The sequence below is a fragment of the Mesorhizobium sp. M0571 genome (assembly GCF_040320985.1).
Classification (GTDB): domain Bacteria; phylum Pseudomonadota; class Alphaproteobacteria; order Rhizobiales; family Rhizobiaceae; genus Mesorhizobium.
Genome location: NZ_JAMYQT010000028.1, coordinates 13,560 through 39,213, shown reverse-complemented (window position 1 = coordinate 39,213; position 25,654 = coordinate 13,560). Strand labels below are relative to the sequence as shown.

The 25,654-nt window shown below is 62.0% G+C and carries 32 protein-coding genes and 2 pseudogenes; 18 read left to right on the top strand and 16 right to left on the bottom strand.

Annotated elements, in window-relative coordinates:
- Positions 1–15 precede the first annotated feature (15 nt).
- Positions 16–741 (top strand): hypothetical protein, encoded by a 726-nt coding sequence (locus NKI85_RS26435; RefSeq protein WP_352778801.1) that lies wholly within the window; start codon positions 16–18, stop codon positions 739–741.
- Here NKI85_RS26435 and NKI85_RS26430 read toward each other — a convergent pair.
- From NKI85_RS26430 to NKI85_RS26410, 5 genes are all read right to left on the bottom strand, one after another.
- On the bottom strand, positions 661–1,074 hold the full coding sequence (locus tag NKI85_RS26430) for a DoxX family protein (RefSeq protein WP_352778799.1): 414 nt from the start codon (positions 1,072–1,074) through the stop codon (positions 661–663). The two genes, NKI85_RS26435 and NKI85_RS26430, sit on opposite strands and share 81 nt — an antisense overlap.
- 144 nt (positions 1,075–1,218) lie before the next feature.
- Positions 1,219–1,653 (bottom strand): DoxX family protein, encoded by a 435-nt coding sequence (locus NKI85_RS26425; RefSeq protein ID WP_023677622.1) that lies wholly within the window; start codon positions 1,651–1,653, stop codon positions 1,219–1,221.
- A 154-nt stretch (positions 1,654–1,807) separates the two neighbouring features.
- Entirely contained in the window at positions 1,808–3,205 is a 1,398-nt protein-coding gene (fumC, locus tag NKI85_RS26420) for a class II fumarate hydratase (protein ID WP_352529372.1), read from the bottom strand.
- Between the two features lie 269 nt (positions 3,206–3,474).
- The gene (locus NKI85_RS26415; protein ID WP_352529374.1) at positions 3,475–4,233 is read right to left on the bottom strand and encodes an SDR family NAD(P)-dependent oxidoreductase; all 759 of its coding nucleotides are present in this window, start codon (positions 4,231–4,233) and stop codon (positions 3,475–3,477) included.
- Positions 4,234–4,347: 114 nt separating this feature from the next.
- On the bottom strand, positions 4,348–5,124 hold the full coding sequence (locus NKI85_RS26410) for an NIPSNAP family protein (RefSeq protein WP_352529376.1): 777 nt from the start codon (positions 5,122–5,124) through the stop codon (positions 4,348–4,350).
- A gap of 133 nt (positions 5,125–5,257) precedes the next feature.
- Between NKI85_RS26410 and NKI85_RS26405 the strand changes: the two genes are divergently transcribed.
- Together NKI85_RS26405 and NKI85_RS26400 are read left to right on the top strand one after the other, a co-directional pair.
- Positions 5,258–5,659, top strand: coding sequence for a hypothetical protein (locus NKI85_RS26405; protein WP_352529378.1), 402 nt, complete (start codon positions 5,258–5,260; stop codon positions 5,657–5,659).
- A 271-nt stretch (positions 5,660–5,930) separates the two neighbouring features.
- The gene (locus tag NKI85_RS26400; protein ID WP_352529418.1) at positions 5,931–6,542 is read left to right on the top strand and encodes a TetR/AcrR family transcriptional regulator; all 612 of its coding nucleotides are present in this window, start codon (positions 5,931–5,933) and stop codon (positions 6,540–6,542) included.
- 62 nt (positions 6,543–6,604) lie between these two features.
- Here the strand turns inward: NKI85_RS26400 and NKI85_RS26395 are convergent, their stop codons facing one another.
- On the bottom strand, positions 6,605–7,198 hold the full coding sequence (locus tag NKI85_RS26395) for a hypothetical protein (RefSeq protein ID WP_352529380.1): 594 nt from the start codon (positions 7,196–7,198) through the stop codon (positions 6,605–6,607).
- Between the two features lie 120 nt (positions 7,199–7,318).
- Between NKI85_RS26395 and NKI85_RS26390 the strand changes: the two genes are divergently transcribed.
- A complete protein-coding gene (locus NKI85_RS26390) occupies positions 7,319–8,449 on the top strand; it encodes a metallophosphoesterase (RefSeq protein ID WP_352529382.1) in 1,131 nt (376 codons plus the stop codon).
- A 66-nt stretch (positions 8,450–8,515) separates the two neighbouring features.
- On the opposite strand, the gene NKI85_RS26385 is transcribed toward NKI85_RS26390, so the two are convergent.
- A complete protein-coding gene (locus NKI85_RS26385; protein ID WP_352529384.1) occupies positions 8,516–8,695 on the bottom strand; it encodes a CsbD family protein in 180 nt (59 codons plus the stop codon).
- Positions 8,696–8,845: 150 nt separating this feature from the next.
- Between NKI85_RS26385 and NKI85_RS26380 the strand changes: the two genes are divergently transcribed.
- Together NKI85_RS26380 and NKI85_RS26375 are read left to right on the top strand one after the other, a co-directional pair.
- The gene (locus tag NKI85_RS26380) at positions 8,846–9,514 is read left to right on the top strand and encodes a glutathione S-transferase family protein (protein ID WP_352529386.1); all 669 of its coding nucleotides are present in this window, start codon (positions 8,846–8,848) and stop codon (positions 9,512–9,514) included.
- A gap of 83 nt (positions 9,515–9,597) precedes the next feature.
- Positions 9,598–10,352 (top strand): annotated as a pseudogene (locus tag NKI85_RS26375) (SDR family NAD(P)-dependent oxidoreductase).
- A 14-nt stretch (positions 10,353–10,366) separates the two neighbouring features.
- Here NKI85_RS26375 and NKI85_RS26370 read toward each other — a convergent pair.
- Positions 10,367–11,218 (bottom strand): LysR family transcriptional regulator, encoded by an 852-nt coding sequence (locus NKI85_RS26370; RefSeq protein WP_352529388.1) that lies wholly within the window; start codon positions 11,216–11,218, stop codon positions 10,367–10,369.
- Positions 11,219–11,314: 96 nt separating this feature from the next.
- Between NKI85_RS26370 and NKI85_RS26365 the strand changes: the two genes are divergently transcribed.
- The 7 genes from NKI85_RS26365 to NKI85_RS26335 all read left to right on the top strand — a co-directional run bounded on the left by NKI85_RS26365 (position 11,315) and on the right by NKI85_RS26335 (position 14,825).
- Positions 11,315–11,776, top strand: coding sequence for a RidA family protein (locus tag NKI85_RS26365; protein WP_352529390.1), 462 nt, complete (start codon positions 11,315–11,317; stop codon positions 11,774–11,776).
- Between the two features lie 73 nt (positions 11,777–11,849).
- Positions 11,850–12,638, top strand: a complete 789-nt coding sequence (locus NKI85_RS26360) for an SDR family oxidoreductase (protein WP_352778794.1) — start codon at positions 11,850–11,852, stop codon at positions 12,636–12,638.
- Between the two features lie 438 nt (positions 12,639–13,076).
- On the top strand, positions 13,077–13,286 hold the full coding sequence (locus NKI85_RS26355; protein ID WP_010915421.1) for a cold-shock protein: 210 nt from the start codon (positions 13,077–13,079) through the stop codon (positions 13,284–13,286).
- A gap of 349 nt (positions 13,287–13,635) precedes the next feature.
- Positions 13,636–13,863: a hypothetical protein gene (locus NKI85_RS26350; protein WP_352529420.1), complete on the top strand. Its 228-nt coding sequence runs from the start codon at positions 13,636–13,638 to the stop codon at positions 13,861–13,863.
- A complete protein-coding gene (locus NKI85_RS26345; RefSeq protein ID WP_023722751.1) occupies positions 13,863–14,270 on the top strand; it encodes a hypothetical protein in 408 nt (135 codons plus the stop codon). The genes NKI85_RS26350 and NKI85_RS26345 overlap by 1 nt, the downstream gene beginning before the upstream one ends.
- A 1-nt stretch (position 14,271) precedes the next feature.
- The gene (locus tag NKI85_RS26340; protein WP_352529394.1) at positions 14,272–14,436 is read left to right on the top strand and encodes a hypothetical protein; all 165 of its coding nucleotides are present in this window, start codon (positions 14,272–14,274) and stop codon (positions 14,434–14,436) included.
- A 50-nt stretch (positions 14,437–14,486) separates the two neighbouring features.
- A complete protein-coding gene (locus NKI85_RS26335) occupies positions 14,487–14,825 on the top strand; it encodes a YkgJ family cysteine cluster protein (RefSeq protein WP_352529396.1) in 339 nt (112 codons plus the stop codon).
- A gap of 22 nt (positions 14,826–14,847) precedes the next feature.
- Here the strand turns inward: NKI85_RS26335 and NKI85_RS26330 are convergent, their stop codons facing one another.
- On the bottom strand, positions 14,848–15,801 hold the full coding sequence (locus NKI85_RS26330; RefSeq protein ID WP_352529398.1) for an AraC family transcriptional regulator: 954 nt from the start codon (positions 15,799–15,801) through the stop codon (positions 14,848–14,850).
- A gap of 171 nt (positions 15,802–15,972) precedes the next feature.
- On the opposite strand from NKI85_RS26330, the gene NKI85_RS26325 reads away from it, so the two are divergent.
- Together NKI85_RS26325 and NKI85_RS26320 are read left to right on the top strand one after the other, a co-directional pair.
- A complete protein-coding gene (locus tag NKI85_RS26325; protein WP_352529400.1) occupies positions 15,973–16,389 on the top strand; it encodes a nuclear transport factor 2 family protein in 417 nt (138 codons plus the stop codon).
- A 168-nt stretch (positions 16,390–16,557) separates the two neighbouring features.
- Positions 16,558–17,169, top strand: a complete 612-nt coding sequence (locus NKI85_RS26320) for a LysE family translocator (protein WP_352529402.1) — start codon at positions 16,558–16,560, stop codon at positions 17,167–17,169.
- A 6-nt stretch (positions 17,170–17,175) separates the two neighbouring features.
- On the opposite strand, the gene NKI85_RS26315 is transcribed toward NKI85_RS26320, so the two are convergent.
- From NKI85_RS26315 to NKI85_RS26300, 4 genes and pseudogenes are all read right to left on the bottom strand, one after another.
- Entirely contained in the window at positions 17,176–17,562 is a 387-nt protein-coding gene (locus NKI85_RS26315; RefSeq protein ID WP_352529404.1) for a nuclear transport factor 2 family protein, read from the bottom strand.
- A gap of 15 nt (positions 17,563–17,577) precedes the next feature.
- Entirely contained in the window at positions 17,578–18,024 is a 447-nt protein-coding gene (locus NKI85_RS26310) for an OsmC family protein (RefSeq protein WP_352529406.1), read from the bottom strand.
- A 37-nt stretch (positions 18,025–18,061) separates the two neighbouring features.
- Entirely contained in the window at positions 18,062–18,514 is a 453-nt protein-coding gene (locus NKI85_RS26305; protein ID WP_352529408.1) for a zinc-binding dehydrogenase, read from the bottom strand.
- Between the two features lie 229 nt (positions 18,515–18,743).
- Positions 18,744–18,941 (bottom strand): annotated as a pseudogene (locus tag NKI85_RS26300) (alcohol dehydrogenase catalytic domain-containing protein); the annotation flags it as partial.
- Positions 18,942–19,170: 229 nt separating this feature from the next.
- On the opposite strand from NKI85_RS26300, the gene NKI85_RS26295 reads away from it, so the two are divergent.
- Entirely contained in the window at positions 19,171–19,782 is a 612-nt protein-coding gene (locus NKI85_RS26295) for a TetR/AcrR family transcriptional regulator (protein WP_352529410.1), read from the top strand.
- 79 nt (positions 19,783–19,861) lie between these two features.
- Here NKI85_RS26295 and groL read toward each other — a convergent pair whose 3' ends face one another.
- Together groL and groES are read right to left on the bottom strand one after the other, a co-directional pair.
- Positions 19,862–21,517 (bottom strand): chaperonin GroEL, encoded by a 1,656-nt coding sequence (groL, locus tag NKI85_RS26290; RefSeq protein WP_352778790.1) that lies wholly within the window; start codon positions 21,515–21,517, stop codon positions 19,862–19,864.
- Between the two features lie 62 nt (positions 21,518–21,579).
- On the bottom strand, positions 21,580–21,876 hold the full coding sequence (groES, locus tag NKI85_RS26285; protein ID WP_006203049.1) for a co-chaperone GroES: 297 nt from the start codon (positions 21,874–21,876) through the stop codon (positions 21,580–21,582).
- A gap of 217 nt (positions 21,877–22,093) precedes the next feature.
- On the opposite strand from groES, the gene NKI85_RS26280 reads away from it, so the two are divergent.
- Positions 22,094–23,029, top strand: a complete 936-nt coding sequence (locus NKI85_RS26280; protein WP_352532034.1) for a bifunctional helix-turn-helix transcriptional regulator/GNAT family N-acetyltransferase — start codon at positions 22,094–22,096, stop codon at positions 23,027–23,029.
- Between the two features lie 52 nt (positions 23,030–23,081).
- On the opposite strand, the gene NKI85_RS26275 is transcribed toward NKI85_RS26280, so the two are convergent.
- Positions 23,082–24,470, bottom strand: a complete 1,389-nt coding sequence (locus NKI85_RS26275; protein WP_352778787.1) for an FAD-binding oxidoreductase — start codon at positions 24,468–24,470, stop codon at positions 23,082–23,084.
- Positions 24,471–24,619: 149 nt separating this feature from the next.
- On the opposite strand from NKI85_RS26275, the gene NKI85_RS26265 reads away from it, so the two are divergent.
- Entirely contained in the window at positions 24,620–25,528 is a 909-nt protein-coding gene (locus tag NKI85_RS26265) for a LysR substrate-binding domain-containing protein (protein WP_502896129.1), read from the top strand.
- Positions 25,529–25,654: the final 126 nt, after the last annotated feature.

The window sequence follows — 25,654 nt, the reverse complement described above, 5'->3', positions numbered from 1 at the left end:
AGGGGGAAGAAGATCGTGAAATCCAGTCAAATCCTGCCGCTGCTGCTTTCCATCCTGCCATTGTTGATTTTCGACGCGGCCAGAGCTCAGACGGTTTCCAAGGTTTCCGTTGCTGCAACAGGCGCGTTTGAGTTTGAGAAGAGTTATCCAAAAGGCGCAGACGGCAAAACACCATTCAATTTGCTCAAAGGTTTTTTAGAACCTAAAAATGGGCAAAAGATAAATTACTTTGTATTTAGAATAAGCGACGAAATGATCAAATTTCAAAGATCGATTTCGATGAACACGTTTTATGCGGACGTTAATCTCTGTCCTGGCGCTGTCGATCGAACCGTGTCCGTTCATCAGCCCCTCGGCAACTTTCTTGAGCCTATCGTGGGCCGAACCGACCTGTTGCCATACGTTAAGAGGGCAAGCCTGATCCAATTGCGCAACTACCTGTATGTCGCGATTGACAGCAATCTTCGGAGCTACTCCCCCAAGGGCGCAGATCAATATGGATATGAATGGCTGCCGATCGCGGTGGAAAGCAGACAGGTTTGCCTGACCATCAGCGTCGGTCGAATGGGGCATGGCGCCTTTCTCTCTCAGCCCATAAACATAACCAGGCTTGCGGAGTTCGTCTTTCTCGACAGCAAATGGGCCGAGCCGGGCGGCAGCTTAGCCAGTCCCTGCAGCCATCCCGCCGTCGGCCGACCATGCACCCGCGCCAGCCATCGCCAGCGCCAGAAAACCGCCTGATATCGCGATGTCCTTCATCAGCATCTGCGAATGCATGAAGGTCAGCGTCGGATCGCCGCCGCCCTGGCCATAGTGGCCGATGAACGCTGTCGCGACGCAAAAGGCGGCGAGCAGCAGCGCCACGATCGGCGTCTTGAAGCCGACGAGGATGAGCAGCCCGGCGATCAGTTCGAACAGCCCCGTGCCCCAGGCAGCGAGCGTTGGCAGCGGCAGGCCGAGGCCGGCGAAATAGCCCGATGTGCCGGCGATGTCGGCAAGCGCATGGAAGCCGGACGGCACGAACAGTGCGGCAAACAGCAGCCGGGAAAGCAAAAGCAGCGCATTGCGGGGCATCTTCACCTCCGTTGTCGACGGCCGCTTGGCCTGGCGCCCGATCTTAGCAGGTTTTCCGTCAGCGGACCGAAGGGCACAAACCGACAACGAAAAAGGGGCGCGGAAAATTCCGCACCCCTTTTGTCCAAGCAATGCTGGACTGCTTCAGCCGCGCTTGGCGTCGATCGAGTAGGCTCCGGGGCCCGAGGAGGCGAGCACGAGGAAGCCGCCGGCAATCGCGACGTTCTTCAGGAAATTGATCATCTGCATCTGATCGGCCCAGCCGGTGTGGGCAACCAGTGCGGTGGCGACGGTGAAGATCGCCATCACCCAGCCCACGATCCGGGTCTGGAAGCCGACGAGGATGGCGAGACCGCCAAGCAGTTCGATCAGGCCGACGACAATGGCGGTCACCATCGGCAGCGGCAGGCCGAGGCTGCCGAAATAGCCGGCCGTGCCGGCAATCGCCGTCAGCTTGCCGAAACCGGAAAGCAGGAAGATGACCGACAGCAGGATGCGGCCGAGCAGGATCGTGCCCGAGGCGCCGGCGGCGGTGCCGGAACCGGCAAACGAAGTGTTGGTGGACGTGTTGGTGGACATGGCGGTTACTCTCTCCAGAAGGGTTTGGAATACCCGTCCAGTTAGCGCAGGCCGACTGTTCACCAAAGACGCCGGATTGGTTACGGATTGTTCACCGAGGTAACGTTTTCGCGATCAACATAGGTGTGTTGAGATTCAGGGATATCAACATACCTTAGCCCGGATGCGTCATGTCCTCCGGCCGCACCAGCCGCTCATAGTCGGCTTCGCTGACCAGCCCGGTGGCCAAGGCTTCCTGGCGCAGCGTCGTGCCGTTCTTGTGCGCCGCCTTGGCGATCTTGGCCGCGTTGTCGTAGCCGATCGTCGGCGCCAGCGCGGTCACCAGCATCAGCGAACGGTCGAGCGCCGCCTTGATGTTGTCTTCGCGGGCCTCGATGCCGACGACGCAATTGTCGGTGAAAGAGATGGAGGCGTCGGCGAGCAGCTGCACCGACTGCAGGAAACAATAGGCCATCAGCGGATTGTAGACGTTGAGCTCGAAATGGCCCTGGCTGCCGGCGAAGCTGATAGCCGCATTGTTGCCGAACACCTGCACGCAAACCTGCGTCATCGCTTCGCACTGGGTCGGGTTGACCTTGCCCGGCATGATCGAGGAGCCCGGTTCGTTTTCCGGCAGCGACAATTCGCCGAGGCCCGAACGCGGGCCGGAACCGAGCAGACGGATGTCGTTGGCGATCTTGAACAGCGCCGCCGCGCAGGCATTGATGGCGCCGTGCGAGAACACCATGGAATCATGGGCGGCGAGCGCCTCGAACTTGTTCGGCGCAGTGACGAAATCGATGCCGGTGATCGCGGCGATACGCGCCGCCACCTTTTCGGCAAAACCGACCGGCGCGTTGAGGCCGGTGCCGACCGCGGTGCCGCCTTGCGCCAATTCCTGCAGGCCGGGCAGCGTCATCTCGATGCGCTTGATCGACGAGGCGACCTGCGCCGCATAGCCGGAGAACTCCTGGCCGAGCGTCAGCGGCGTCGCGTCCTGCGTGTGGGTGCGGCCGATCTTGACGATGTGGGCGAAAGCCTCGGTTTTGGCCTCGAGCGCCGCGTGCAAATGCCTCAGCGCCGGCAGCAGATCGTGGATGATGCGCTCGGCGCAGGCGATGTGCATGGCCGTCGGATAGGTGTCATTCGATGACTGGCTCATATTGACGTGGTCGTTGGGATGCACCGGCTTCTTCGACCCCATAATGCCGCCCAAAAGCTGGATCGCCCGGTTGGAGATCACCTCATTGGCGTTCATGTTGGACTGGGTGCCCGAGCCGGTCTGCCAGACGACCAGCGGGAAATGGTCGTTGAGCTTGCCGTCGCTGACCTCCTGGGAGGCCTCGACAATGGCCTTGCCGATCGCCGGATCGAGCCGCTTCAGCTCCATGTTGGCTTCGGCGGCCGCCCGCTTGACGATGCCCAGCGCCCGCACGATCGAGGCCGGCTGCTTTTCCCAGCCGATCTTGAAATTGGCCAGCGAACGCTGCGCCTGCGCGCCCCAATAGCGGTCGGCGGCGACCTCGATGGGACCGAACGTGTCGGTTTCGGTTCTTGTCTCTGGCGCGCTCACGAGGTCTCTCCGGTTTGCAATTTGCAAACGGCGTATCGCGTTGCACAAATGCCTTCAAGCGGAGATTGCGGGTGGGAGCGATGCAAATCGGTTGAAGGAGTGGCGCCTTTCCTTCTCCCCTTGTGGGAGAAGGTGGATCGGCGCGTAGCGCCGAGCCGGATGAGGGGTGTTGGACGGAATGCGGTGGTGTCAAGCTGGAACACCCCTCATCCGACCGAGCTTCGCTCGGCCACCTTCTCCCACAGGGGGAGAAGGAAGAGGCGCTCCTCTCACCCCGCCGTGTACCCGCCGTCGATGGCAAAGATGCCGCCGCTGGTCCACGCCGCCTCGTCGCTGGCGAGATAGACCGCGATGCCGGCAAGGTCGGTGGTCCGGCCGATGCGGCCGAGCGGATAGCTGCGCTCGACATAGGCCTTGAGCTCGGCTTGCGCGGCTTCCGGCAGGTTTTCGATCGACCTGCGCCGCATCGCTGTGTCGACCGTGCCGGGCGCGATGGCATTGACCCTTATGCCGCGCGGCCCGAGCTCGAAGGCGAGCGACTTGGTCAGCGAATTGAGCGCGCCTTTCGACAGCGAATAGAGGCTGGACGGCCGCTTCGGGATCATCTTGTGCGCAAAATAGGACGAGATGTTGATCACCGAAGCCCCGCTTGGCGCGAGATGCGGCAGCAATCCCTGGGTGAGGAAAAACACCGCCGTCACATTGAGCGCGAACGACTGCTGGAACTGGTCCTCGCTGACGGTTTCGAACGGCACCAGGAACGCCACGCCGGCATTGTTGACGAGGATATCGAGAGGTGGGCCGCGCTTGACATGCTCGACCACGGCGTCGATGCCGGCGCTGGCCGACAGGTCGGCCGACAGCGTTTCGACGTCATCCCCGAGCTGCTTGCGGGCGGCCTTGAGCTTCCCGGCATCGCGGCCGACGATCAGCACGTCCGCGCCTTCGCGCAAGAAAGCTTCGGCGATCGCCAGCCCGATCCCGTCAGAGCCGCCGGTGACCAGCGCCCGTTTACCGTGAAGTCTCATTCAACGCTCCCGCGCGCGTGCCGCTTCCGCCGGCGGCATGCACCCCAGAGCAGCGCTGCCTGCACTCCGGGTCAAGTCGCCTGCCTATCCCAGCGTATGAAACTTCGCCTCGTGTCACCGCCCAAGCAGCGACTGTGAGGTTGGCGACAGCCGCAAAGTCTCAGTCGGCTTGGCCATGCGTGACTGGACGCTTTGCCGGAAGGCCTGCCACTCCGGGGATGCGGCCAAGGCTGCCTCGTGGCGGGCATGGGCGTCCGCGCTGTCGAAACCCGTGACGCTGATGAAGACGTTTTCACTGGCCCGCACCGGCAGCCGCGGAAAGCTGTTTTCGGCATGTTCGCTGACGAAGGCGGCGAGTGGCCGTGCGCCAGATGCGGCGAGCACTGGAAGAGCTCCGGTCTGGAAGTCGTTGGCGAAGCCGGCTTCCAGGCCCGGTCGCAAATGATGAATCCTGATGACAATGATTGCCTGCAAATCACTGCTTGCGCTCGGCTTTTCGAGATCCTGCAAGGCTGTCCGGCGCAGTCCCGAGAGGTCGAAGCCGGCGTCCGGCCAAGCCGGCCTCAGCATCAGCACGTCGTCGGATGAGATCATCGTGGCGTTGGCGGCGTCGCGCCAGGCAGCCCATACCGGCCCATCATAGAAGGCGCCCAGCGCGTGCTTCCGCGCTTCCATGTCATCGAAGCCGCGCAGCCAGACGAACATGTCCGGCCGATCGAGATCGCGGAACTGGCCGATGATGGTCATGCCTGCCGTTTCCTGGCCCTCGATCAAATGATTGTCGAAGATGCCGATCAGCGTCTCGCGCCGGCCGGGTTTCAGCGTGTATTGCCGGAGTTCGACGATGGGCGAGGCGAGCAGGTTGGGCACGGCGTTCAAAGGCAGGTTCATCGCTCGATCTCCAAAACAGGGCAGTCATCCTGTTTTGCAAAACAGACCAGTTGTCCTGTTTTGTCAATCTGCTATCGTGTGAAAGATTGGTGCTCGCCCGAGCGGGCTCGAAAACGCGCCAATGATCTGAGGCATGCGCAAGAAAGTGCTCGGTGTGAAGCAGCCAAAAGCGCCGGCAAGAGGCCTCGAAGAAGAATACGTTGAGGCTGCCATATTGCACCGTCAGCTACTTGAAATGGGGGATGTCAAAGGATCGAATGCGGCTCACGACCGCTTGATCCGCGCAATAAGGGAGATCAGGAACCGAACTGATCGCGGGCGATCTTTTCTATTGGGAATCCTGAGGCATACAGACGAAAATGTCAGGCTCTGGAGTGCCGGGCACCTTTTGCCGCTCGAGGAAAAACTGGCTCTTGCTGAAATGAAGCGACTCTCAAGAGACGCGAAATCGTGGGTGGTTAGTTCAAGCGCCGATGTGACCGCAACGGAGTGGCGAAAAGGCACGTTGGATATTGATTGGTTCATGAAAGAGTAGAAGCTCAGTATCTGCCATCATAAGCATAATCCGACGTGAACATCCCTTATGATTCTAAGCCGGCGGCCGGCCATGCGGCCTCAGCAGCGCGTCGTCCGAATCCGATCACCGTGGCGTTGGCGGCGTCGCGCCAGGCAGCTCCCAAATCGGCTATTTGACAAAACAGACCGGTTGTCCTGTTTTGTCAATCTGCTATCGTGTGAAAATGTCAGCTGAGATTGCCGCTCGCGCAAAGGCGCGGCCTCAAAAACGCACCAACAACCCCGAAGGCATGCGCAAAAAGGTGCTCGATGTCGCCGAGGAGGCGTTTCAGGCGCGCGGCTACCACGCCTCAAGCATGGGCGACCTGATGGCGACGGCGGGCGTCACCGGCGGTGCGCTGCACCACCATTTCCCGACCAAGAAGGCGCTGGCGCTTGCAGTGATCGAGGAGCGGGTCGCCGCCGCCGTCGAAGAGACATGGATCGCGCCGGTGCGGATGGCCGGCTCGGCGCGGGAGGGCGTGCGCTCCGTGTTTGCGGCCGTCGCGGCGGAGCTGGAGCAGCAGGGTTTCGTGCGCGGTTGCCCGCTCAACAATCTGGCGCATGAATTGTCGCTTGCCGATCCGGATTTCCGCACGGCCCTTGCCGGCATTTTTTCGGCCTGGCGTCAGGCGATCGCCGACAAGCTCAGGGTCGACCAGCAGGCGGGCCGGGAGCAGGGCACCGATCCGCAGCGCTTCGCAGCGCTCGCCGTCGCCATCTATTCCGGCGCCATGTCGATGGCCAAGACCGCACAGGACGCAAGCGTGCTGCGCGACTGCCTGGTGGCGTTGGAGCAGGGAGCTACATCGTCCAAGACAGGAGCGAGGCGACGTCGCAGGATACTGCACAGAGCCCTTTGACGCCGGCAGGACAGAGGCGCCGCCGCCGCTGATGTCACGACCAAGGCCGGAAGGCCGGTGTCCTAATTCGGCAGCGGCTTGATCAGCTCGTAGCCGACCACGCTTTCGGCACTGGTGCCCTCGTCATAGCGCCTGGCCACAACCGCCTGCAGGTCGGGTGCGTAAAGCGCGGTAAACTCGTCCTGCGTCTCGCCGGCTTCGCTCCTGATCGTCTGCTTGACCGTGAGCACGGAGTATTTGCAGTCGCCGAGGCTGAACGTCTCTTTGCCCTTGACGTTGATCTCCAGCGTCTCGGTGCCCTTCGGCGGCTTGTTCGGCGCGAGGCGAGCAAACACGGTCTTGCTCTTTGCCCCCGGCTTCAGCGGAAACAGCTTTCTGAGATCGGAATACGGGATCATCGCCAGCTCGCCCGTGCTGCTGTCGCGAAACACCTCGATCAGCCCGCCGAACAGGAACTGCGACTGTGGCGATTGCGACTGGTATTTGTTGGCGACGGCCACCATTCCGCCTGCCGCCGGACGAAATTCGCTGTGGATGCCAGGCCTTTCGAGAATGAAGCCGGCCTTGGCTGATTTGGCGTCGATGCATTCGGCGCCATGCGCTGCGCTCGTCACCGCCAGAATGGCCAATATCATGCCGATGGTTACAGTTTTCATGGCGTCCTCCTCTGCCCGCGCAGGTTGAATGCTGAAAGCAATGCCAGACCGAAGGCAGCGTGTCGACATGCCGTGCGAGAGAACTGGACTGCAGGCGTCTGTCATGCTGAACTTTGATGCATGATGAACCGTATCCCGGCTCGACCGGTCTCCCGGCGCAGGTTCCTGATGCACGTAGCGGGCCTTGCCGCGGCCGGCGCCGTTTCGCGTCCGGCCTTCGGCCAGACCGGGCAGCGCATCCCGCCCATCGACGCTACCTTCCTGTTCATTGCCGATGTCCATGCTTGCCGCACGGAGAGCGGGTTGAGCCCGCATTGCGAGCAGGAAGGCAAGACCGACGCCGCCCTGCTGCGCAATGTCGCTGCACTCAACGGCATCGCCGACAGACAATGGCCGGCTGAAATCAACGGCGTCGCCACCGACCTGCGCTCAAAAGGCAGCATCGGCACGCCGCTCGGCCTCGTCGTTGGCGGTGACATCACCGATGATGGCGGTGGCCAGATCACCCAGCCCAGCGAGGGCACGCAGCTGCTCCAGTTCAGCCAGCGCTACCAGCAAGGCGTCGGCCCCGACCGCGTGCACATGCCGGTCTATGTCGGCCTCGGCAACCACGACCTCGACCAGAACGGCCCGCGCTCGCATGTCGACTGGTACCGCCGCGAAATGCGCGACTACGTCGAGGTCAACCACCGCCCCGGCGTGTTCTTCAAGCCGCCCGCGCCGGCGACCGACTACAACGTCGAGACCGACTGCTATTCATGGGACTGGGGCGGTCTGCATCTTGTCCAGACGCACCGCTTTGCCGGCGACACCGGCCATGGCGCCGCCAGCAGCCTGCCATGGCTGAAGCAGGATCTGGCGACCTATGCCGGCGACGGCCGCCCGGTTATCCTGTTCCAGCATTATGGCTGGGATACTTTCTCGATTGAAAGATGGGACGCCGCGGAGAGAACCTTCGACGACAGCGGCACGGGTCCGCCGCATTGGTGGAGCGAGGCGGACAGGCAGGCGCTGCTGGCTGTTCTGAAAGGCTACAATGTCGTCGGCATTTTCCATGGCCATCAGCACGCGACGCCGATGATCTATCATCGTGGCGGGCTCGATTTGTTCAAGCCGAAGGCCGCCTTCATGGGCGGCTTCGCGTTGGCGCGGGTGACCGGCAACAGCATGGATGTGGTACTGGGCGAAGCCGCCGGAGATCATGGCGAGGTCACCTTCACCAACGCGTACAGCAAAAATCTGACTTTCTGACGGGTAAGAGACGGCGCAAAAAAAGGCGGCCGAGCCGCCTTTTTCCTGGTTTGCGAAGGGCCAGCATCAAAGCGCCTTCTTCACCTTGTCCTTCACGTCGCCGTAAGCCTTCTGTATCTTGCCGGTGGCCTTGTCGACATCGCCTTCAGCCTCGGTGCGCCTGTTGCCGGTGGCCTTGCCGGCGGCCTGTTTGACCGAGCCCTTGGCTTGCTTGGCGACGCCCGCAACCTGATCCTTGTTCACCATCGCGCATCTCCTGAACCGTTCGCCTAAAGAAACGGTCGCCGATCGCTTAGGTTCCGGCTTCGGCCGGTCGATTTGGGCCGGCTTCCGGCCGCGAAGCGGACAGGATAGGGTGCGCCAGAAAGCCCGAGCAGGCAGGGCCGGAGAGGGACAATGGCTGAATTCACGCTCTTCATCGGCAACAAGTGTTTTTCGTCGTGGTCGCTGAGGCCATGGCTGGCGATGAAGCATCTGGAGATCCCGTTCGAAGAGGGTTTTGTGCGCCTGCGCACGCCCGAGACCGCCGCCAATCTGGCCAGGATATCGCCGACCGGCCAGGTGCCGGTGCTGAACCATCGGCTGTCGAATGGCGAGGTCCTGATCGTCTGGGAAACCCTCGCCATCCTTGAATATCTTGCCGACCTGTTTCCCAAGAAGCAGCTCTGGCCGGCCGATATCGGCGCCCGCGCGCTGGCCCGCTCGGCGGCGACCGAGATGCATTCCGGCTTTCGCGAGGTCCGCTACGGCTGGCCGATGAATTTGCGCCGGCCGAAAGGCCACAAGCCGCTCGACGCCGACGGTGAGGCGCAACGGGCGCGCATCGAGGAGCTGTGGCGGCAATGCCGTGAAAAATACGGCAAAGGCGGGCCGTTCCTGTTTGGCCATTTCACCGCGGCCGACGCCATGTATGCGCCGGTCGTCACCCGCTTCGACACCTATGGCGGCACGCTGGCGCCCGACACCCGCGCCTATGTCGACGCCGTGCTTTCAATGCCGGCGATGCGCCACTGGTATGCCGAGGCGGCAAAGGAGCCATGGCCGGAGCCCGGCCCCGACGAATAGAGCCGGGTAACCGACAGCCGGTCTTTCACATCGCGGCCCGCGGCCTATCTGGAAGGTCGGGCAGGGGTTTTGGAGACTTTACAATGACATCTGTTTCCTCCGCACTGGCCGGCAAGATTGCGCTGGTCACCGGCGCATCGTCGGGCATCGGCGAGGCGACGGCTGCGGCGCTGGCCGCCGCCGGGGCAAAGGTGGCGATTGCCGCACGCCGCGCCGATCGCCTCGAAGCGCTGGGCGCGCGTATCGAAAAGGCCGGCGGCACGGCGCTCCGCATCGAGACCGACGTCACCAGCAACGACGATGTCACCGCGATGGTCGACAAGGTCGTCGCCGAATGGGGCCGCCTCGACATCCTCGTCAACAATGCCGGCGTCATGCTTTTGTCGCCGGCCTCCGAGGCGGCTCTCGACGACTGGCGCCGCATGATTAGCTCAACCTGCTGGCGCTGATGGGCGTTACCAAGGCGGCGCTGCCGCATCTCAGGGCCGCCAAGGGTCACATCGTCAATGTCTCGTCGATTGCCGGCCGCGTCGCCAATCCCGGCGCCAGCGGGTACGCGGCGACCAAGTTCGGCGTCGTCGGCTTTTCGGAGTCGCTGCGCCGCGAAGTCTACGCCGACAAGGTTCGCGTCACCGTCATCGAGCCCGGCCTGGTGCATACCGAGCTCGGCGACCACATCACCAATCCGGCGTTCAAGGCTGATCTGGATAAGCGGCTCGCCGCCATGGAGGCGCTGACCGCCGAGGACATCGCCGCGGCCATTCTCTATGCCGTGAGCCAGCCGGCACACGTCAACGTCAACGAGATCGTCATCCGCCCGACCGACCAGGAACGGTGAATGACGTCTTTTCGCTACACCTCGAATCCCGCCCGCAGGAAATCGCCACACTCCTCGACCAGCCGGGATGGGTCCTTCGCGATGTAGACGCCGAAATCCGCCGTCGGCGCCGGCGGCAGGTTGAAGCGTCCATTGAGGCTTTGGCAGTCGGGCGGCAATCCTTCCTGCAGCAGAAGCCCGATGCCAAGCCCGGCCCTGAGCGCCGACATCAGCGTCGCGAAGGTCGACACGCGGCAGCCGACCTTCCAGCCGATCCCGGCCTCTGCGAGCGAGGCCAGCATTCGGTCCTGCCAGGAGCAGGCACCTTCGAAGATGATCAAGGGAAGCTCGACCTCGTCATCGATCTCGATCATGCGGCTTGCCGCCCAGACCAGCTGTCGCGACAGATGGCCTCGCGGCGCTTTTGCGAAGCGCGCCGGATCGGCCATGACGATGTCGCATTTTTCCTCGCCTAGCGACTTGCTGAGATCGGTGCTGCTGGCCGATGTCAGCTCGATCTCCACGGAAGGGTGCCGGCGTCGGAAGTCGGCGATGATCAGCGGCAGCCGCGTCACCGCCAAATCCTCGACGATGCCCAGCCGGACACGGCCGACCAGCCTGCGGCCTTCTATCTCGCGCCTGGCATCCTCGCCGATCGCGATGGCCTTGCGGGCGAAGGCGAGCAGGATCTCGCCGGCCTCCGTCAGCGTCACGCCGCGCGGCGAACGGCGCAGCAGCTCGGCGCCGACTTCGCCCTCTAGGCGCTGAAGCTGCATGCTCACCGCCGCCTGGGTGCGGGCAAGCCGATCGGCGGCCCGGCTCACCGTTCCCGTATCGGCCACGGTGACGAAGGCGCGCAGCAGCCTGACGTCGATATCTCCAGTCATAAGAATTCCTGATAGCTGTGTCAGCACTATCAGGCTATCCCAAAGGCCGGTCTAAATTCAAGGTCCGCTCGCATCAACGAAACAGGAGCAGCCTCCTTGTCCTACAGAAGAAGATTTGAAGAGCTCGGTGTCGCCTGGCCGTCGCTGTCGCGGCCCGCTTTGCCGTTCTCGCCGACGGTTCGCGTCGCGGACATCGTCTATGTCTCCGGTGAGATACCGGAGATTGGCGAGGAGATCGCCGCGATCGGCCAGGTCGGCAGAGAGATCGATCTGGCTGCGGCGCGGAGCGCCGCCCGGCTTTGCGCGGGCAACATCGTCTATTGGCTGGACAAGGAACTGGACGGCAATCTCGACCGCGTCGTCAAATTCGCCAAGCTGACCGTCTATGTGAATGCGGCGACGGGCTTTTCGGCCTATTCGGAGGTCGGCAACGGAGCGTCCGAATTTCTGCTCGATATTTTCGGCGAGCGTGGCGAGCACGCCCGCTGCTCACTCGGCATGGCCGGCTTGCCGGCCAATGTTTCGGTCGAAGCCGACGCCATCGTGCATGTCCGCTGACGCATGTCGCCCAAAGCATGCCCTCGGGCCTGACCCGAGGGTGCGCAGTGAAACCAGAAGGAGGCTTGGCTTGATGGCTGCAAATCTTGAGGGGCGGAAGGCGCTGGTTCTCGGCGGAGGCAAGGGCCTCGGCTTCGGCGTCGCTGAAGCGCTCGCGGCGAAAGGCGCCGAAGTCATCCTGGTCGGACGAGGGGAGGAGACCCTGGATGCGGCGCGGCGCGCGATCGGGGCCGCCGGCCGCGTCTGCTCGACCTTCAGCGCTGACCTGTCCGACAACGATAGCGTCTCCCGGCTGTTCCGTGCCGTCGAGGAAGAGCATCAGCGGATCGACATCGTCCTGCTCAATGGCGGCGGCCCGCCACCCTTTGCGGCCAGCGTCTTCGATGCGAGCGTCTGGGAGAAGCAGTTCACCAGCATGGTGCTGAGCCAGATGCGCATTGCCAGTTCTTTCCTGCCCGGCATGCGGGCGCGGTGCTGGGGGCGCATCATCGCCGTTTCCTCGACTTCCGTCCGTGAGCCGATCCCCGGCCTTACCGCTTCGAACGCGTTGCGTGCGTCGCTCGCTGGCTGGGCCAAGACCCTGGCCGGCGAAGTGGCTGCGGACGGCGTCACCGTCAACCTGTTGCTGCCGGGCCGTTTTGCGACGGACCGGACGAAAGAGTTCGACGCCATGGACGCAGCCGACAGGGGTGTCGACGCCGCCGTGATCGCCGCCGAGAGTCAGGCCGAAATCCCGGCAAAGCGTTATGGAACCCCCGCCGAGTTCGGCGCGGTCGCTGCATTCCTGGCCAGCGACGCCGCCGCCTATGTCACCGGCGTGGCGTTGCCGGTGGATGGCGGACTCAGCCGCGGCATGCTGTGAGGGGCAGGGTGATGTGACGGCACGATTGCTTGCATCTCACAGGAACGCCCCTCGTGCCTTTTATCTGCGCGGGGGGCGTCCTGTTTGTCGTCCGCCTTTCTCAAGATCGCTCTTCGAGAACGGCTTTCGACACTGAAAAAAATGCCCCGGCGCCAAAATGGTTCCCGGCTAAGTGGTTTTTTCGGCGGGCAATAGCCCGGCGCTGTCGGAAGTGCCTGCACGGGCAGCCGCCACGCGTCTCTGCGAGTGTGGCAAATCAAAAAAATTGACACAACGCGCAAAGAAGTCTATAAGAACTTTGTCGATGTTTGTTTGACCGACTTTTGTTATCCGCGTGCCGAGGCGCGCCTTTGACGAACTTCCCCATCAAAATCGAGACAAACGTTGTTATGCATCCGCATGACAGCGAACGAATATTTGCCATGGAAAGGGTTCGTTATGAGCACAGGCACAGTTAAATGGTTCAATGCCACCAAGGGTTTTGGTTTTATTCAGCCTGACGACGGTTCTGCCGACGTTTTTGTCCACATCTCAGCCGTCGAGCGCGCCGGAATGCGCGATATCGTCGAGGGCCAGAAGCTTGGCTATGAGATGGTCCGCGACAACAAGTCGGGCAAGATGTCCGCCGACCAGTTGAAGGCGGCCTAAAACGGAATTAAGCCTCACCGGTGACCACGGATGTACTGGCACCGGTGAATGGCAAATTCCAGCGCATGATCGCGGGATGTTAAATCTCGGAACGGATCATGTGCATTGAGAAGAACGTTTCTTTGCGCGTCTCTCGGGATGCGCAGGCGCTCTTATGGAAGGTCAGGCAGTGCCTGGCCTTTTTCATTTTTGCACTTCGACCGCCGAAAGAGCGCTGCTCGACGGCCCGGACGTGCTAAGGACGTTTCAGCAATTTGAAACCGGCTGCCGTATTGCTTTGTGCGGGATCCTGGCCGAAAGACCAGTCTCGCCACTTTTCGGCGGCCCGCTCCGAACCGGGAGAAAGACCTTGACCGCAACTTCAAAGAAACCCCGCGACCAAGCCGAATCCATTTTTAGCAAGACCCGGACCCAGTCAATGTCGCTCGACCGCATCATTTCCGAACGGGATGCCGTCAGCGAGGCCCGCGAAGCCAAGACCGCGCGGCTTCGCGAACTGCGCCTGGAAAAGGAAGCCGACGAGATGGCGGCGGCCGTTGCGCTCGCAGCCTCGCCGAAACGCGCAGGCAAACGCTGATGGCCACCAAACGTGTGCCTCAAAAGGCGATCGCCGCCGATTCGACCATCGCCGATGTCGTGGGCGAGCTCGACAAGCCGGTCGAATATGTCCGGCGCGTGCTTGAAAAGCTCGAGCGCTGCAGGCGTGTCCACGGCGATGCCCAGGTGCGGCTCGGCGTGCGCGGCCGTGCCGAATGCCCCAATTATCTGATCGAATACGTCCGGGAAAACGCTAAGACCCACGAGCGCGTGACCTATCAGGATGCCGCCTATAGCGGCAGCACGCATCGCGAGCTGGCGCCCCGGCACATCGAGGAGGCCAGGAACTGGTCGCCCGAAGAGATGAACATCACGGCCGTTTCGGCGCTCATCGGCCGCCTCCGCAATCCGAATGCGCCATCATCGCGTTTCTCTGACGAGGATTGATATGGCCATCAAGTTTTCCGCCAAAGACCAGCCGGCAGCGCCTGCTGCCGCCGTAAAGCCGGCCAAGCCGGCGGCCGCGCCGAAGACCGGCGAAGCCGCCGAAGCGGGCACCGATCTGTTCAGGTCGCCGGCCGAAGCGCCACCGCGCAAGCCGAAGAAGAAATAGCGCCTTTGCAGCAAAATACCGGCCGGAAATCTGCGCCAAAGCTGCTTGCCTTGGCGGTCGCAGAGGATTGTTCGTCGCCACAAGACGGCGCCGACCCGGTTGCCTTCGATTGCCAGACCTGTGGCGCCTGCTGCGCCTACTCGTCCAGATGGCCGCGCTTCTCCACCGAGGATGACGCGCAACTCGAGCTGATCCCGCAAAAATACGTGGCTGCCGACGAAGCCGGCATGCGCTGTGACGGCGCCCGCTGTTCGGCACTGTGCGGCGAGGTCGGCAAGTCGACTGCCTGCGGCATCTACGAGATCCGCCCCGACGTCTGCCGCGCCTGCATGCCAGGCGATGACGACTGCCTGATGGCGCGCCGGGCTCACGGACTGCCGACGCTGTAATGACGGCCCTCGGGCTGGCGTCTCAGTTTGAATTTCCACCTTGTGCCAAAGAGCGGACATTCTCAGTCAGATGATCGCTGCGGTAGAGGCCAGGCGATCGTCCGGTCAACCGTTTGAATGCCTGCGAGAACGACGGCACCGATTCATATCCGACGGCGCGCCCGATCTCGCCAATGTTCTGGTTCGTTTCGCGCAGAGCCTTGGCGGCAAGGTTCATCCGCCATCGAGTCACATAGGACAGCGGCGGCTGTCCTATAAGTTGGGTGAAGCGACGCGCGAAAGTGGCCCGGGACTGTGCCGCGCCGCTGGCAAGGGAAGCGATGGTCCAGGGATTACCCGGCCGCTCGTGGATTAGGCGCAAAGCTTGCGCAATGCCTTTATCGCGTAAGGCCCCAAACCATCCCCCTGTTCCGAGAGGCTGATGTTCTATCCAGGCACGCAGCAAGAAGATCAACGTGCTATCGAGAAGGCGTGGGGCGACAATATCGTGGCCGCCGAGATTGTCTTTCGCTTCGACCTGCAGAAGTTTCAGGACAAGCCGCAGCGGCTCGCTGGTGTCTATCTGATTTCGGGTCAAATGAATCAGCGGAGGAAGCAGCGAAACCATCGGATATGGCCCCACGCCGTCGAGTGAATATCTCGCACAAAGAAGAGTTGTCGCGCCGCCCTCGCTTTTCGGTTCCGGTCCGCTCCGATTTGCGGAAAGGACGGCAGATATGGATGCCGTCGGTGCATCCGCCGGATTACAAAGAGTATGTCCGACTCCGCTCGCGACAAGGATGACGTCTCCCTCGCCTAAGCGGATCGGCTCCTTTTGACCAGTCAGCCGCAACCAGCATTCGCCGTTCTGTATGACGTGGATGGCGGCATTCCTTGTCGGATCGACTGAAATACCCCACGGCCGATGTAGGATCGCGCTGCCGATCATGGCGCTGCCAAATCTCAGCGAAGCAAGAACTTCGGACAAGACGTCCACGAGAACACATCCTCCGATAATGCATCAGGCGACGATATTAGACGATTGGATAAGAATCCAGCGGAATAGCGTATCGACCATCTCACAAGCGCGACAGATTATGTTGGCAATGTCGGCGTGCGGACGCTCCTGTCCACAACAGGCAGAAGCAGGCACCTGAAGGAGCAAAACATGCGTGAACCATCAAATCCATTTCCAGCCAAGATTCATAATTCGCTGGAGACCAACAAGATGATCGTCCTGGACTTCATCGACAAAGCAGTAAACCAAGGGAACATCGAAGCTGCTTCGATGCATTTTGGCGAACGCTACATCCAACACAATCCGAACATTGCGGATGGTGCGGACGGTTTCAAAGCCTATCTGCATCAGCTCAAACAGTCATTTCCCCTCGTGAGAGGAGAGGTGAAGCGGATTTTTGCTGAAGGGGATTTCGTCATCGTGCACATGCACGCAAAACGCGAACCCGAAGAGGAGGGCTTGGCCATCGTCGACATTTTCAGGCTGAAGGACAGCAAGCTCATCGAACACTGGGAAGTTCGGCAGCCCATTGCGGATAGCAAGCTGCATGCCAATAGCATGATCTGAATGCGGATAGACGGCAGCGTAAGGAGCCAACTCGCGCTGCTGGAAGGTGCAGCCTCGGTTGTGGGCGAAAATTTCGAAATGAGACATTACCTGCTCTCAGGCTGGCTTGTCCCCAAGCATTTCGCTGGTTACGCTGCCAGCGGCAGGGCCAGCACCGGGAGACCATCTGTGAGCCTCGAATTCTTGTTGACGTCGCTGATTGTCGTGGCTTCGCCCGGCACCGGCGTTCTCTATACGCTGAGCGCCGGTCTGTCGCGTGGTGCGCGCGCCAGCGTCATTGCCGCTTTCGGCTGCACGCTCGGCATCATTCCGCACATGGCGGCCGCCATCACCGGCCTCGCGGCGCTGCTGCACACCAGCGCGGTCGCCTTCGAGACGCTGAAATATCTCGGTGTCGCCTACCTGCTCTACATGGCCTGGAACACGCTGAGGGAGAAGGGCGGCCTGAGCGTCGACGAAAATGTCGCGCCGCGCTCGGCCGGCAAGGTGATCACCTCGGGGATCCTCATCAACATCCTCAATCCGAAGCTGTCGATCTTCTTCTTTGCCTTCCTGCCGCAATTCGTCAGCACCACCGAACCGCATGCGTTGTCGAAGATGCTGGAGCTCAGCAGCGTCTTCATGCTGCTCACCTTCGTGGTCTTTGTCGGCTACGGCATTTTCGCGGCGTCGATCCGCAGCCATGTCGTGTCGCGGCCAAAGGTGCTGACCTGGATGCGTCGCACCTTCGCCGGCGCCTTTGTCATGCTCGGCGCCAAACTGGCGCTGGCGGACCGGTAGGCAGCCTTATCCCTTCACGTAGCCCATTGCCTCGACGATCTGCCCGTCCGCTACGCGCATCAGATTGACGCCACGGATGGAGTTACCGTCGGCGCGCCAGTAGCGCCAGCGGATCGTTGCCCGTTCGCCGGCCACGTAAGTTTCCTCGAGGTCGAAGCGTGTGCCGGGTTCGGTCGCGATCGCCGACCATAGCCTGATGCAGGCATCACGGCCGATATGACGGGCGCCATCCGGTGCCGGCGTCGTGTTTTCGATGACGCAGTCCTCGGCCACCAGGCCCGGGAGTGCCGACGGATCATGAAGCTGGAACACGTCGTTGAAGCGTCGCATGATCTCGGCCGTCTGTCTGGATTGATCGTCTGGATGGACGACGATGATGCTGTCCTGTTTCATTTCAGTATCTCGATTTCATTTTTCCGCAGCGGCCGCGATCAGCTCCGCGTTGAGCGTGATCTCAGCCACGCCGGCCAAAGCGCGCGAGACAAGGCATGTCGTCTTGGCGGATTGGGCAAGGCGCTGGAATTCCTCGGACTCCAGCCCTGGAATCTCGGCTTCAGTTTCGAGGTCGATGCGGGTCAGCGTCGGTCCAGCCGCGCTGGTGCCGAGATGCACCTTGGCGAGGGTGCGGATCCACACCGGAACATGGCCGTCTCTGCCCAGTATGGCGCTCAGCGCCATCGAGAAGCAGCCGGCATGCGCTGCCGCAATCCGTTCCTCGGGGTTGGTGCCGGGACCGTTCTCGAAACGCGACGGGAAGGAGTAGGCGCCTTCGAAGACGCCGCTGCCGAGCTTCAGCCGGCCCGAACCTTCTTTCAACGGTCCCTGCCATTGGGCTTCTGCTTCACGAATGGTCATTGCATCTCTCTCCATTGGTTTGAGGGGGGTCGATTAGTCAGGCGCCGTCGACGACCACTTTCCCGAAGACGTCGCCTTGCTGGAAATAGCGGTAGGCGTCTTTGGCCTCGTCGAAGGCGAACACCTTGTCGATGACAGGCTTAAGGCGATGCACCGAGATGGCGCGCAGCATGGCTTCGAGGCCGGTGCGATTGCCGACGAAGAGGCGGCTGATGGTGGCGAGGCTGCGCTGGTAGACGGGGCCGGGAATTTGCACCGTCCCGCCTTTCGCGTCCTGTATGGTGAGAAGCACGATGCGCCCGTAAAGCGCGCAGGCGATCATCGATTGCGCGAAAGTCGGCGGGCCGCCGGTCTCGATGACGAGGTCGATGCCACCGGTTTGCTCGCGCACCGCCGCACCCCATTCCGGCGTGTCGGCGGTGGAGACGACGAGGTCGGTGCCCAGCGCCCGCAGCCGGTCCACCTTCTCGCTGCGCGAGGTAACCGCCACAACACGGCAGCCGAGCAGCTTGGCGAATTGCAGTGCAAAACAGCGCGACGCCGCCCGAGCCGATGACCAGAACCCATTGGCCTGGCTTCGGCATCTCGGCCCCCGTCACCGCATTCCAGGCGGTCAGGCCGGCGCAGGTCAGCGTTGCTGCTTGATGCCAGTCGAGATGATCGGGAAGCCGCACCGCCCATTGCTCGTCGAGCATCGCGTATTCGGTCAGCATCCCGTCCAGCGTGCAGCCAAGCTGGTCGATCAGCCCGGCATTGATGCGGCCGTCGATCCAGCGCGCGATATAGCTGCCGGTGATGCGGTCGCCTACGGCAAAGCGGGTGACAGAATCGCCGACGGCAACGACTTCACCGGCACCATCACTCAGCGGGACGACGCCTTGGCGCGGCGTCAGCGGATAGGTGCCGTAGAGGATCATCGTATCGCGACGATTGAGCGAGGTGGCGCGGACGCGCACGACGATCTCGTGCGGCTTCGGCGTCGGCGGCGTCCCGTCGCGCATCACCAGGCACTTGGTCACGCCGGTTCCTTCAAGACGATAACTGCGCATTTGCCTCTCGTACTATGTAGACTAATCTACATAGTAGATAGACCGGTTGTCATATTCGAGGCAAGGCCTATAATGCTCACTCCTGACAGAGGTTGACATGGCGAACGACACCCGCATCCGCATACTCGAAACGACGGCGCTGCTGCTGAGGCAGCGCGGCTACCACGGCACGTCGCTCAACGACATATTGAGTGCCTCAGGCGCACCGAGAGGCTCGCTCTACTTCCACTTTCCGGGCGGCAAGGATCAGCTGGTCATCGAGGTGACGCGCGACAGCGTCGACGAGGTGACGCAGAGGCTTGGCGCCGCGCTCGCTGCCGAAAAGGATCCGGCAGTCGCCGTCCACCACATTTACCAGTCGATCGCCCGCATGCTGGAGGACAACCAGTTCACGCTCGGCTGCCCGATCGCGCCCGTGGTGCTGGACTCGCCGACTGACATGCCGGAGCTGGCCGAATTGTGCCGCTCGGCTTTCGAGCAATGGATAGGCTTGCTCAGGGCGGCCTTCGTCAGGGCAGGGGTGCCCGAGCGCCGCGCGCATGCGCTGGCGCTGCTGGTCGAATCATCACTGGAAGGGCTGATGGTGATCGCACGCGCCACCCGCGACCGCGCCCCGGTGCTGGCGGTGGCCGACGAAGTCGCCGCGGTGATTGAAGGTGCATTGCCGGCAAAGCTCTCGCCCTCGCGGCGTATTGACGCCGCCGTCTGAGCGGGCAACCCGCTAAACAAAGCAAACAAAAAGGGCGCCTTTCGGCGCCCTTTCTGTATCTCAAGGCTGATGGGTTGGATTAGAAATCCATACCACCCATGCCGCCCATGCCGCCGCCGCCCATGCCGCCAGGCATGCCGCCGCCAGCCGACTCCTTCTTCGGAGCCTCCGCGATCATGGCTTCGGTGGTGACGAGCAGGCCGGCGACCGAGGCCGCGTCCTGCAGAGCCGTACGCACAACCTTGACCGGATCGACGATACCCATGGCGATCATGTCGCCATATTCGCCGGTCTGGGCGTTGTAGCCGAAGGTCGCGCCCTTGTTCTCGAGGATCTTGCCGGCGACGATAGATGCTTCCGCACCGGCGTTGGCCGCGATCTGGCGGGCCGGAGCCTGCAGCGCGCGACGCACGATGCTGATGCCTGCGGTCTGGTCGGAGTTGGCGCCGACAGCCTTGATGCTCAGCGAAGCGCGCAGCAATGCGACGCCGCCGCCGGGAACGATGCCTTCTTCGACGGCCGCACGGGTCGCGTTGAGGGCGTCATCGACGCGGTCCTTCTTTTCCTTGACTTCCACTTCGGTCGCACCGCCGACGCGGATCACGGCAACGCCGCCCGCCAGCTTGGCGAGACGTTCCTGCAGCTTCTCCTTGTCGTAGTCCGAGGTGGTCTCCTCGATCTGCTGCTTGATCTGGGCAACGCGGCCCTGGATCTCGGCCTTCTTGCCGGCGCCGTCGACGATGGTGGTGTTCTCCTTGGAGATCGACACCTTCTTGGCGCGGCCGAGCATGTTGAGGCCGACATTCTCGAGCTTGATGCCGAGGTCTTCGGAAATGACCTGGCCACCGGTGAGGATGGCGATGTCTTCCAGCATGGCCTTGCGGCGATCGCCGAAGCCCGGCGCCTTGACGGCGGCGATCTTCAGGCCGCCACGCAGCTTGTTGACGACCAGCGTGGCCAGGGCCTCGCCTTCGACGTCTTCCGAGATGATGACCAGCGGCTTCGAGGTCTGCACGACAGCCTCGAGGATCGGCAGCATGGCCTGCAGGTTGGAGAGCTTCTTCTCGTGGAGAAGGATGTAAGCGTCTTCCAGATCCGCAACCATCTTCTCGGCGTTGGTGACGAAGTAGGGCGAGAGATAGCCGCGGTCGAACTGCATGCCTTCGACGACTTCGAGCTCGGTCTCGGCGGTCTTGGCTTCCTCAACCGTGATGACGCCCTCATTGCCGACCTTCTGCATCGCTTCCGCGATCATCGAGCCGACCGAAACATCGCCATTGCCGGCGATGGTGCCGACCTGGGCAACCTCTTCCGAGGTCTTGATCTTCTTGGCGTTCTTGATCAGCGTTGCGACGACGTCGGCGACGGCGAGGTCGATGCCGCGCTTGAGGTCCATCGGGTTCATGCCGGCGGCAACCGCCTTGTGGCCTTCCTGGACGATCGACTGCGCCAGAACGGTCGCGGTCGTGGTGCCGTCGCCGGCGATGTCGTTGGTCTTCGACGCCACTTCGCGGACCATCTGCGCGCCCATGTTCTCGAACTTGTCTTCAAGCTCGATTTCCTTGGCGACGGTGACGCCGTCCTTGGTAATGCGCGGCGCGCCGAAGGACTTGTCGATGACGACGTTGCGGCCCTTGGGGCCGAGTGTGACCTTCACCGCGTCGGCGAGGATGTTGACGCCGCGCAGCATGCGCTCACGAGCGTCACGGGAGAATTTTACGTCTTTGGCAGCCATTTTTAGCTCCTGGCAGGGGCTTGGATTGAGCCCGAAAATTCAGTTGAGGGTGAGGCCGGTATTCAGCCGATGATGCCCATGATGTCGGATTCCTTCATGATCAGAAGGTCTTCGCCATTGAGCTTGACTTCGGTGCCCGACCACTTGCCGAACAGGATGCGGTCGCCGGCCTTGACGTCCAGCGGGACGAGCTTGCCGGCTTCGTCACGGGCGCCGGAACCGACGGCGATGATCTCGCCTTCCTGCGGCTTTTCCTTAGCCGTATCGGGGATGATGATCCCGCCCGCGGTCTTGGATTCGGATTCAACCCGGCGTACGACCACGCGGTCATGAAGCGGGCGGAACTTCGACTTTGCCATTTTTTATTCCTCGATGAGAATGGTGAGAACAGTTCCTCCGTCCGGCGGCGCCGGACATGTAGTTAGCACTCATCTTGGGGGAGTGCTAACGTGGCGCTGAAATAGGCTGGTGGCTCACGCGAGTCAAGGCGCCCAGTGAGCATCACCAGGACAATTGCTTCAAACATATACTTGACTAAGTCAACTAAATGGCTGATCTTGCCGGCAGGAGGATGCCATGACGATTCATCATCACCCAGGCAAGGAGCGGATCGACGCGGTGCGGGCCTTCAACCGCTTCTATACCCGCCAGATCGGGTTGCTCGACGAAGGGCTGCTGAAAAGCACCTTCTCGCTGACCGAAGCGCGGGTGCTCTATGAACTGGCGCATCGCGATGGCCTGACCGCCACCGATCTTGCGCGCGATCTCGGCCTCGATGCCGGTTATCTCAGCCGGCTGCTGAAGAAGTTCGAGGGGCGTGATCTGGTCGAGCGCGCCACGATCGAGGCAGATGCGCGGCGCTCGTCGATCGCGCTGACCCAGGCCGGGCAGCAGGCCTTCGCGCCGCTGAACCAGGGCTCGCACGATCAGGTCACAGCTTTGCTCGACCGGCTTTCGGTCCCCGAACAGGACAGGCTGGTCAAGGCCATGCAGACGGTGCAGCGCCTGCTGGGCGGAAGCGCCGAGCCCAAAATTCCCTATATGCTGCGGCCTCTGCAGGTCGGCGACATCGGCTGGATCATCCATCGGCAGGGCCTGCTCTACGCGCAGGAATATGGCTGGGACGAGAGCTATGAGGCGCTGGTCGCCGAAATCCTCGGCGCATTCGTCAAATCCTTCGATCCGAAATGGGAACGCAGCTGGATCGTCGAGCGGGAAGGCGAGGTCGTCGGCTCGGTGTTCGTCGTGCACCAGTCGGACGAGGTGGCGAAGTTGCGCCTGCTCTATGTCGAGCCTTCGGCGCGCGGGCTCGGCATCGGCAAGCGGTTGGTCGAGGAATGTGTCGGCTTTTGCCGCGCCAAGGGTTACAGGACACTGACGCTGTGGACCAACGACGTGCTCACCTCAGCGCGCCGCATCTATGAGGCGGCCGGGTTCAAGCTGGCCGACGAGGAGCGCCACCATTCCTTCGGCAAGGATCTGGTCGGCCAGAACTGGAACCTGGAGCTGTAGCAGCGCCGCAGCATTTCGAGCATCGGCCTGCGCCGGCCGCGGCGGAAATCGCTTAGGTGGTTGGCCTGATGTTCTGGTTCAAGCGGAAGAAATTGGTGGGATCATATTTGTTTTTTAGTGCGGCCAACCTCGGGTAGTTTTCGCCGTAAGCTGCCAGAACCCGGTCCGTGCCTTCCTCGCCGAGATTATTGGCGTAGACGCCGCCGGTCGAGAAAGGTCTCATCGCATCCCACAGGTCGCGCGCCCATCGGATGTGCGTTTCGTCATCAGCCGGATTGTCCCAGATCGATATCGGGAAGCAATCATAAAGCGCATCCCTGTTGGCATAGGGCGTTTCGTCCATCGGTACTCGCGAGATGGCGCCGCCAACCTGCTGCAGGACCAGAAGCGATTCGCGGGGTGCAGTCATGTAAGCCGCAAGCATCGTATCGATCGCCTGGTCTGTAATTTCGCGCATGAACTGCGCCTTCCAGTAGTAGCGCCGCCCGCGCGGAAAGAGGCTGTCCCCCGCCGATTGGATTTGAAGATACTGCACAGGAGCAATCCGGCGCTCAACCGGCGTGCCATACTCTCTCAATGGCTGGACGATTTGCTCGCCCTCGTCGAGTGGGCCGATGTAACACGCCGAGATGCTGAAGAAGCGTTCGCCCGAGGGCGCCGTCACAAGTGCTGCATCCAGGCTCAGCTCATCCGGGGCGCTGCTCGAGTACGCACGGTAGAACCGCATCGCTTTACGTGCCTCGTCGTAGCGGTATAGCACCGACCCCGCGATGAGCAGCGGACCCACGGGATGAAGCGTATATTCGAAGCTCGTGACGACCCCGAAATTGCCGCCGCCACCCCGAATGCCCCAGAACAGATCCGTATTTTCGGCCGCGCTTGCCTTGAGTAACCGGCCGTCCGCCGTCACGATTTCGATGGCGACAAGATTATCGCAGCTCAGTCCATGTTTGCGGCCAAGTTTGCCGAACCCGCCGCCGAGTGTCAGTCCGGCTATGCCGGTATCCGCGTTGACACCCATGGTCGTCGCTAGACCATGGGCCTGTGTGGCTGCGTCGAACTCGCCCAGGTTCAAGCCGGCCTCTGCGCGCGCAACACGGCGGACCGGGTCGACTTCGATCCGCTTCATGCGTGACACATCGATCACCACGCCGCCGCCGCATACCGAGCTGCCGGCGACGTTATGGCCACCGCCGCGGACGGCGACAAGGAAGCCTTGCGATCGGGCAAAGTTGACGGCCGTGACGACATCGCTGGATTCCGCGCAATAGAAGACCGCCGCCGGCCTCTTATCGACCATTCCATTCCAAACTCTGCGTGCCTGGTCATAGCCAGGGTCGTCCGGAAGGATCAGATCGCCGCGAATTGCCTGCCTGAGCCGCGCGATATCTGACGCCTGCAACGCCGGCTCGGAACCGTCTATAAGCTTGAACATGCTCATCGAGGGATACCCTTCGTGATCCGGCACGGTTGGACAAGCAGCTTTCGTTCATTGTCATGTGTCTACCATGATGATCTCATGCACCGTCATTCGCTGCAAAATCGAATATCTCAGTCGCTGGATGAGCTAAATTCATCTAAACTGCCTGGATGAGAAAACTTCCGCCGCTCGGGTCGCTTCGTGCGTTCGAAGCCGCTGCCAGGCTGATGAGCTTCAGAAAGGCCGCGACGGAACTCGGAGTGACACCCACGGCCATCAGCCACCAGATTCGATTGCTGGAGGAGGTCTGTGGGCAACTGCTTTTCCGGCGGCGCCCACGGCCGCTCGTGCTCACGGGCGTGGGCGAACGGCTATTCCCGGTCGTTTGTAGCGGCTTCGACGCTTTCGCCGCGGCAATTGCATCAGCTTCGGCCGGTGTTGGCCAACGCCCGCTGCGCGTGACGAGCCCAAATGCATTTGCCAGCCGATGGCTGGTTCCGCGCCTGTCGAAGTGGCGGGAAAAGCATCCGAACATTCCATTGGAGATTATCGGGACAGACGCCGTTCTGGACCTGCGAGCCGGTGACGCCGATGTCGCGATCCGCTATGCGCGCAGGATGCCGCGGGACGTTCCCGCCCAGGAAATTTTTCGGGACGCATTTTTTCCGGTATGCAGCCCGGAGCTGTTGGCAGGAGGCGACCGACAGATCGAGCGCGCCGCCGATCTGCTGCAATACCCGCTCATCCATTTCGATTGGACGAACCGCGACCCCGAAGCGCCGACCTGGCAGCGATGGCTGGCGATCGCGCGCTCGGTCGATCCCGGCATCCCCGATGCCAACGAGGCATGGGACTTAAGCTTCCGCGAAGAGCTGCATGCGATCGACGCGGTCGCGGCAGGCCAAGGCATCGCTATCTGCAGCGACGTGGTCGTCAGTGGCGAACTCGAAGCTGGCAGGCTGGTCAAGGCACATGATCTCTCTCTCCCAGGCTACGGCTTTTATCTTGCCTGCGTAGCCAACCACCCTCGACAAGCGCATATCGAAGCCTTTTTTGCCTGGATGAGATCGATGGCCTAAGCAACGCCGATTTCCCGCCATCCTCATCACCAGGGACCTGGCGTAACAAATTGCTAACCATAAGCTCATTGCATGGCTGCCATGCACGTTTGCCGGCGTCTGGTCCAAAGCGGCTTCTTGAATCAT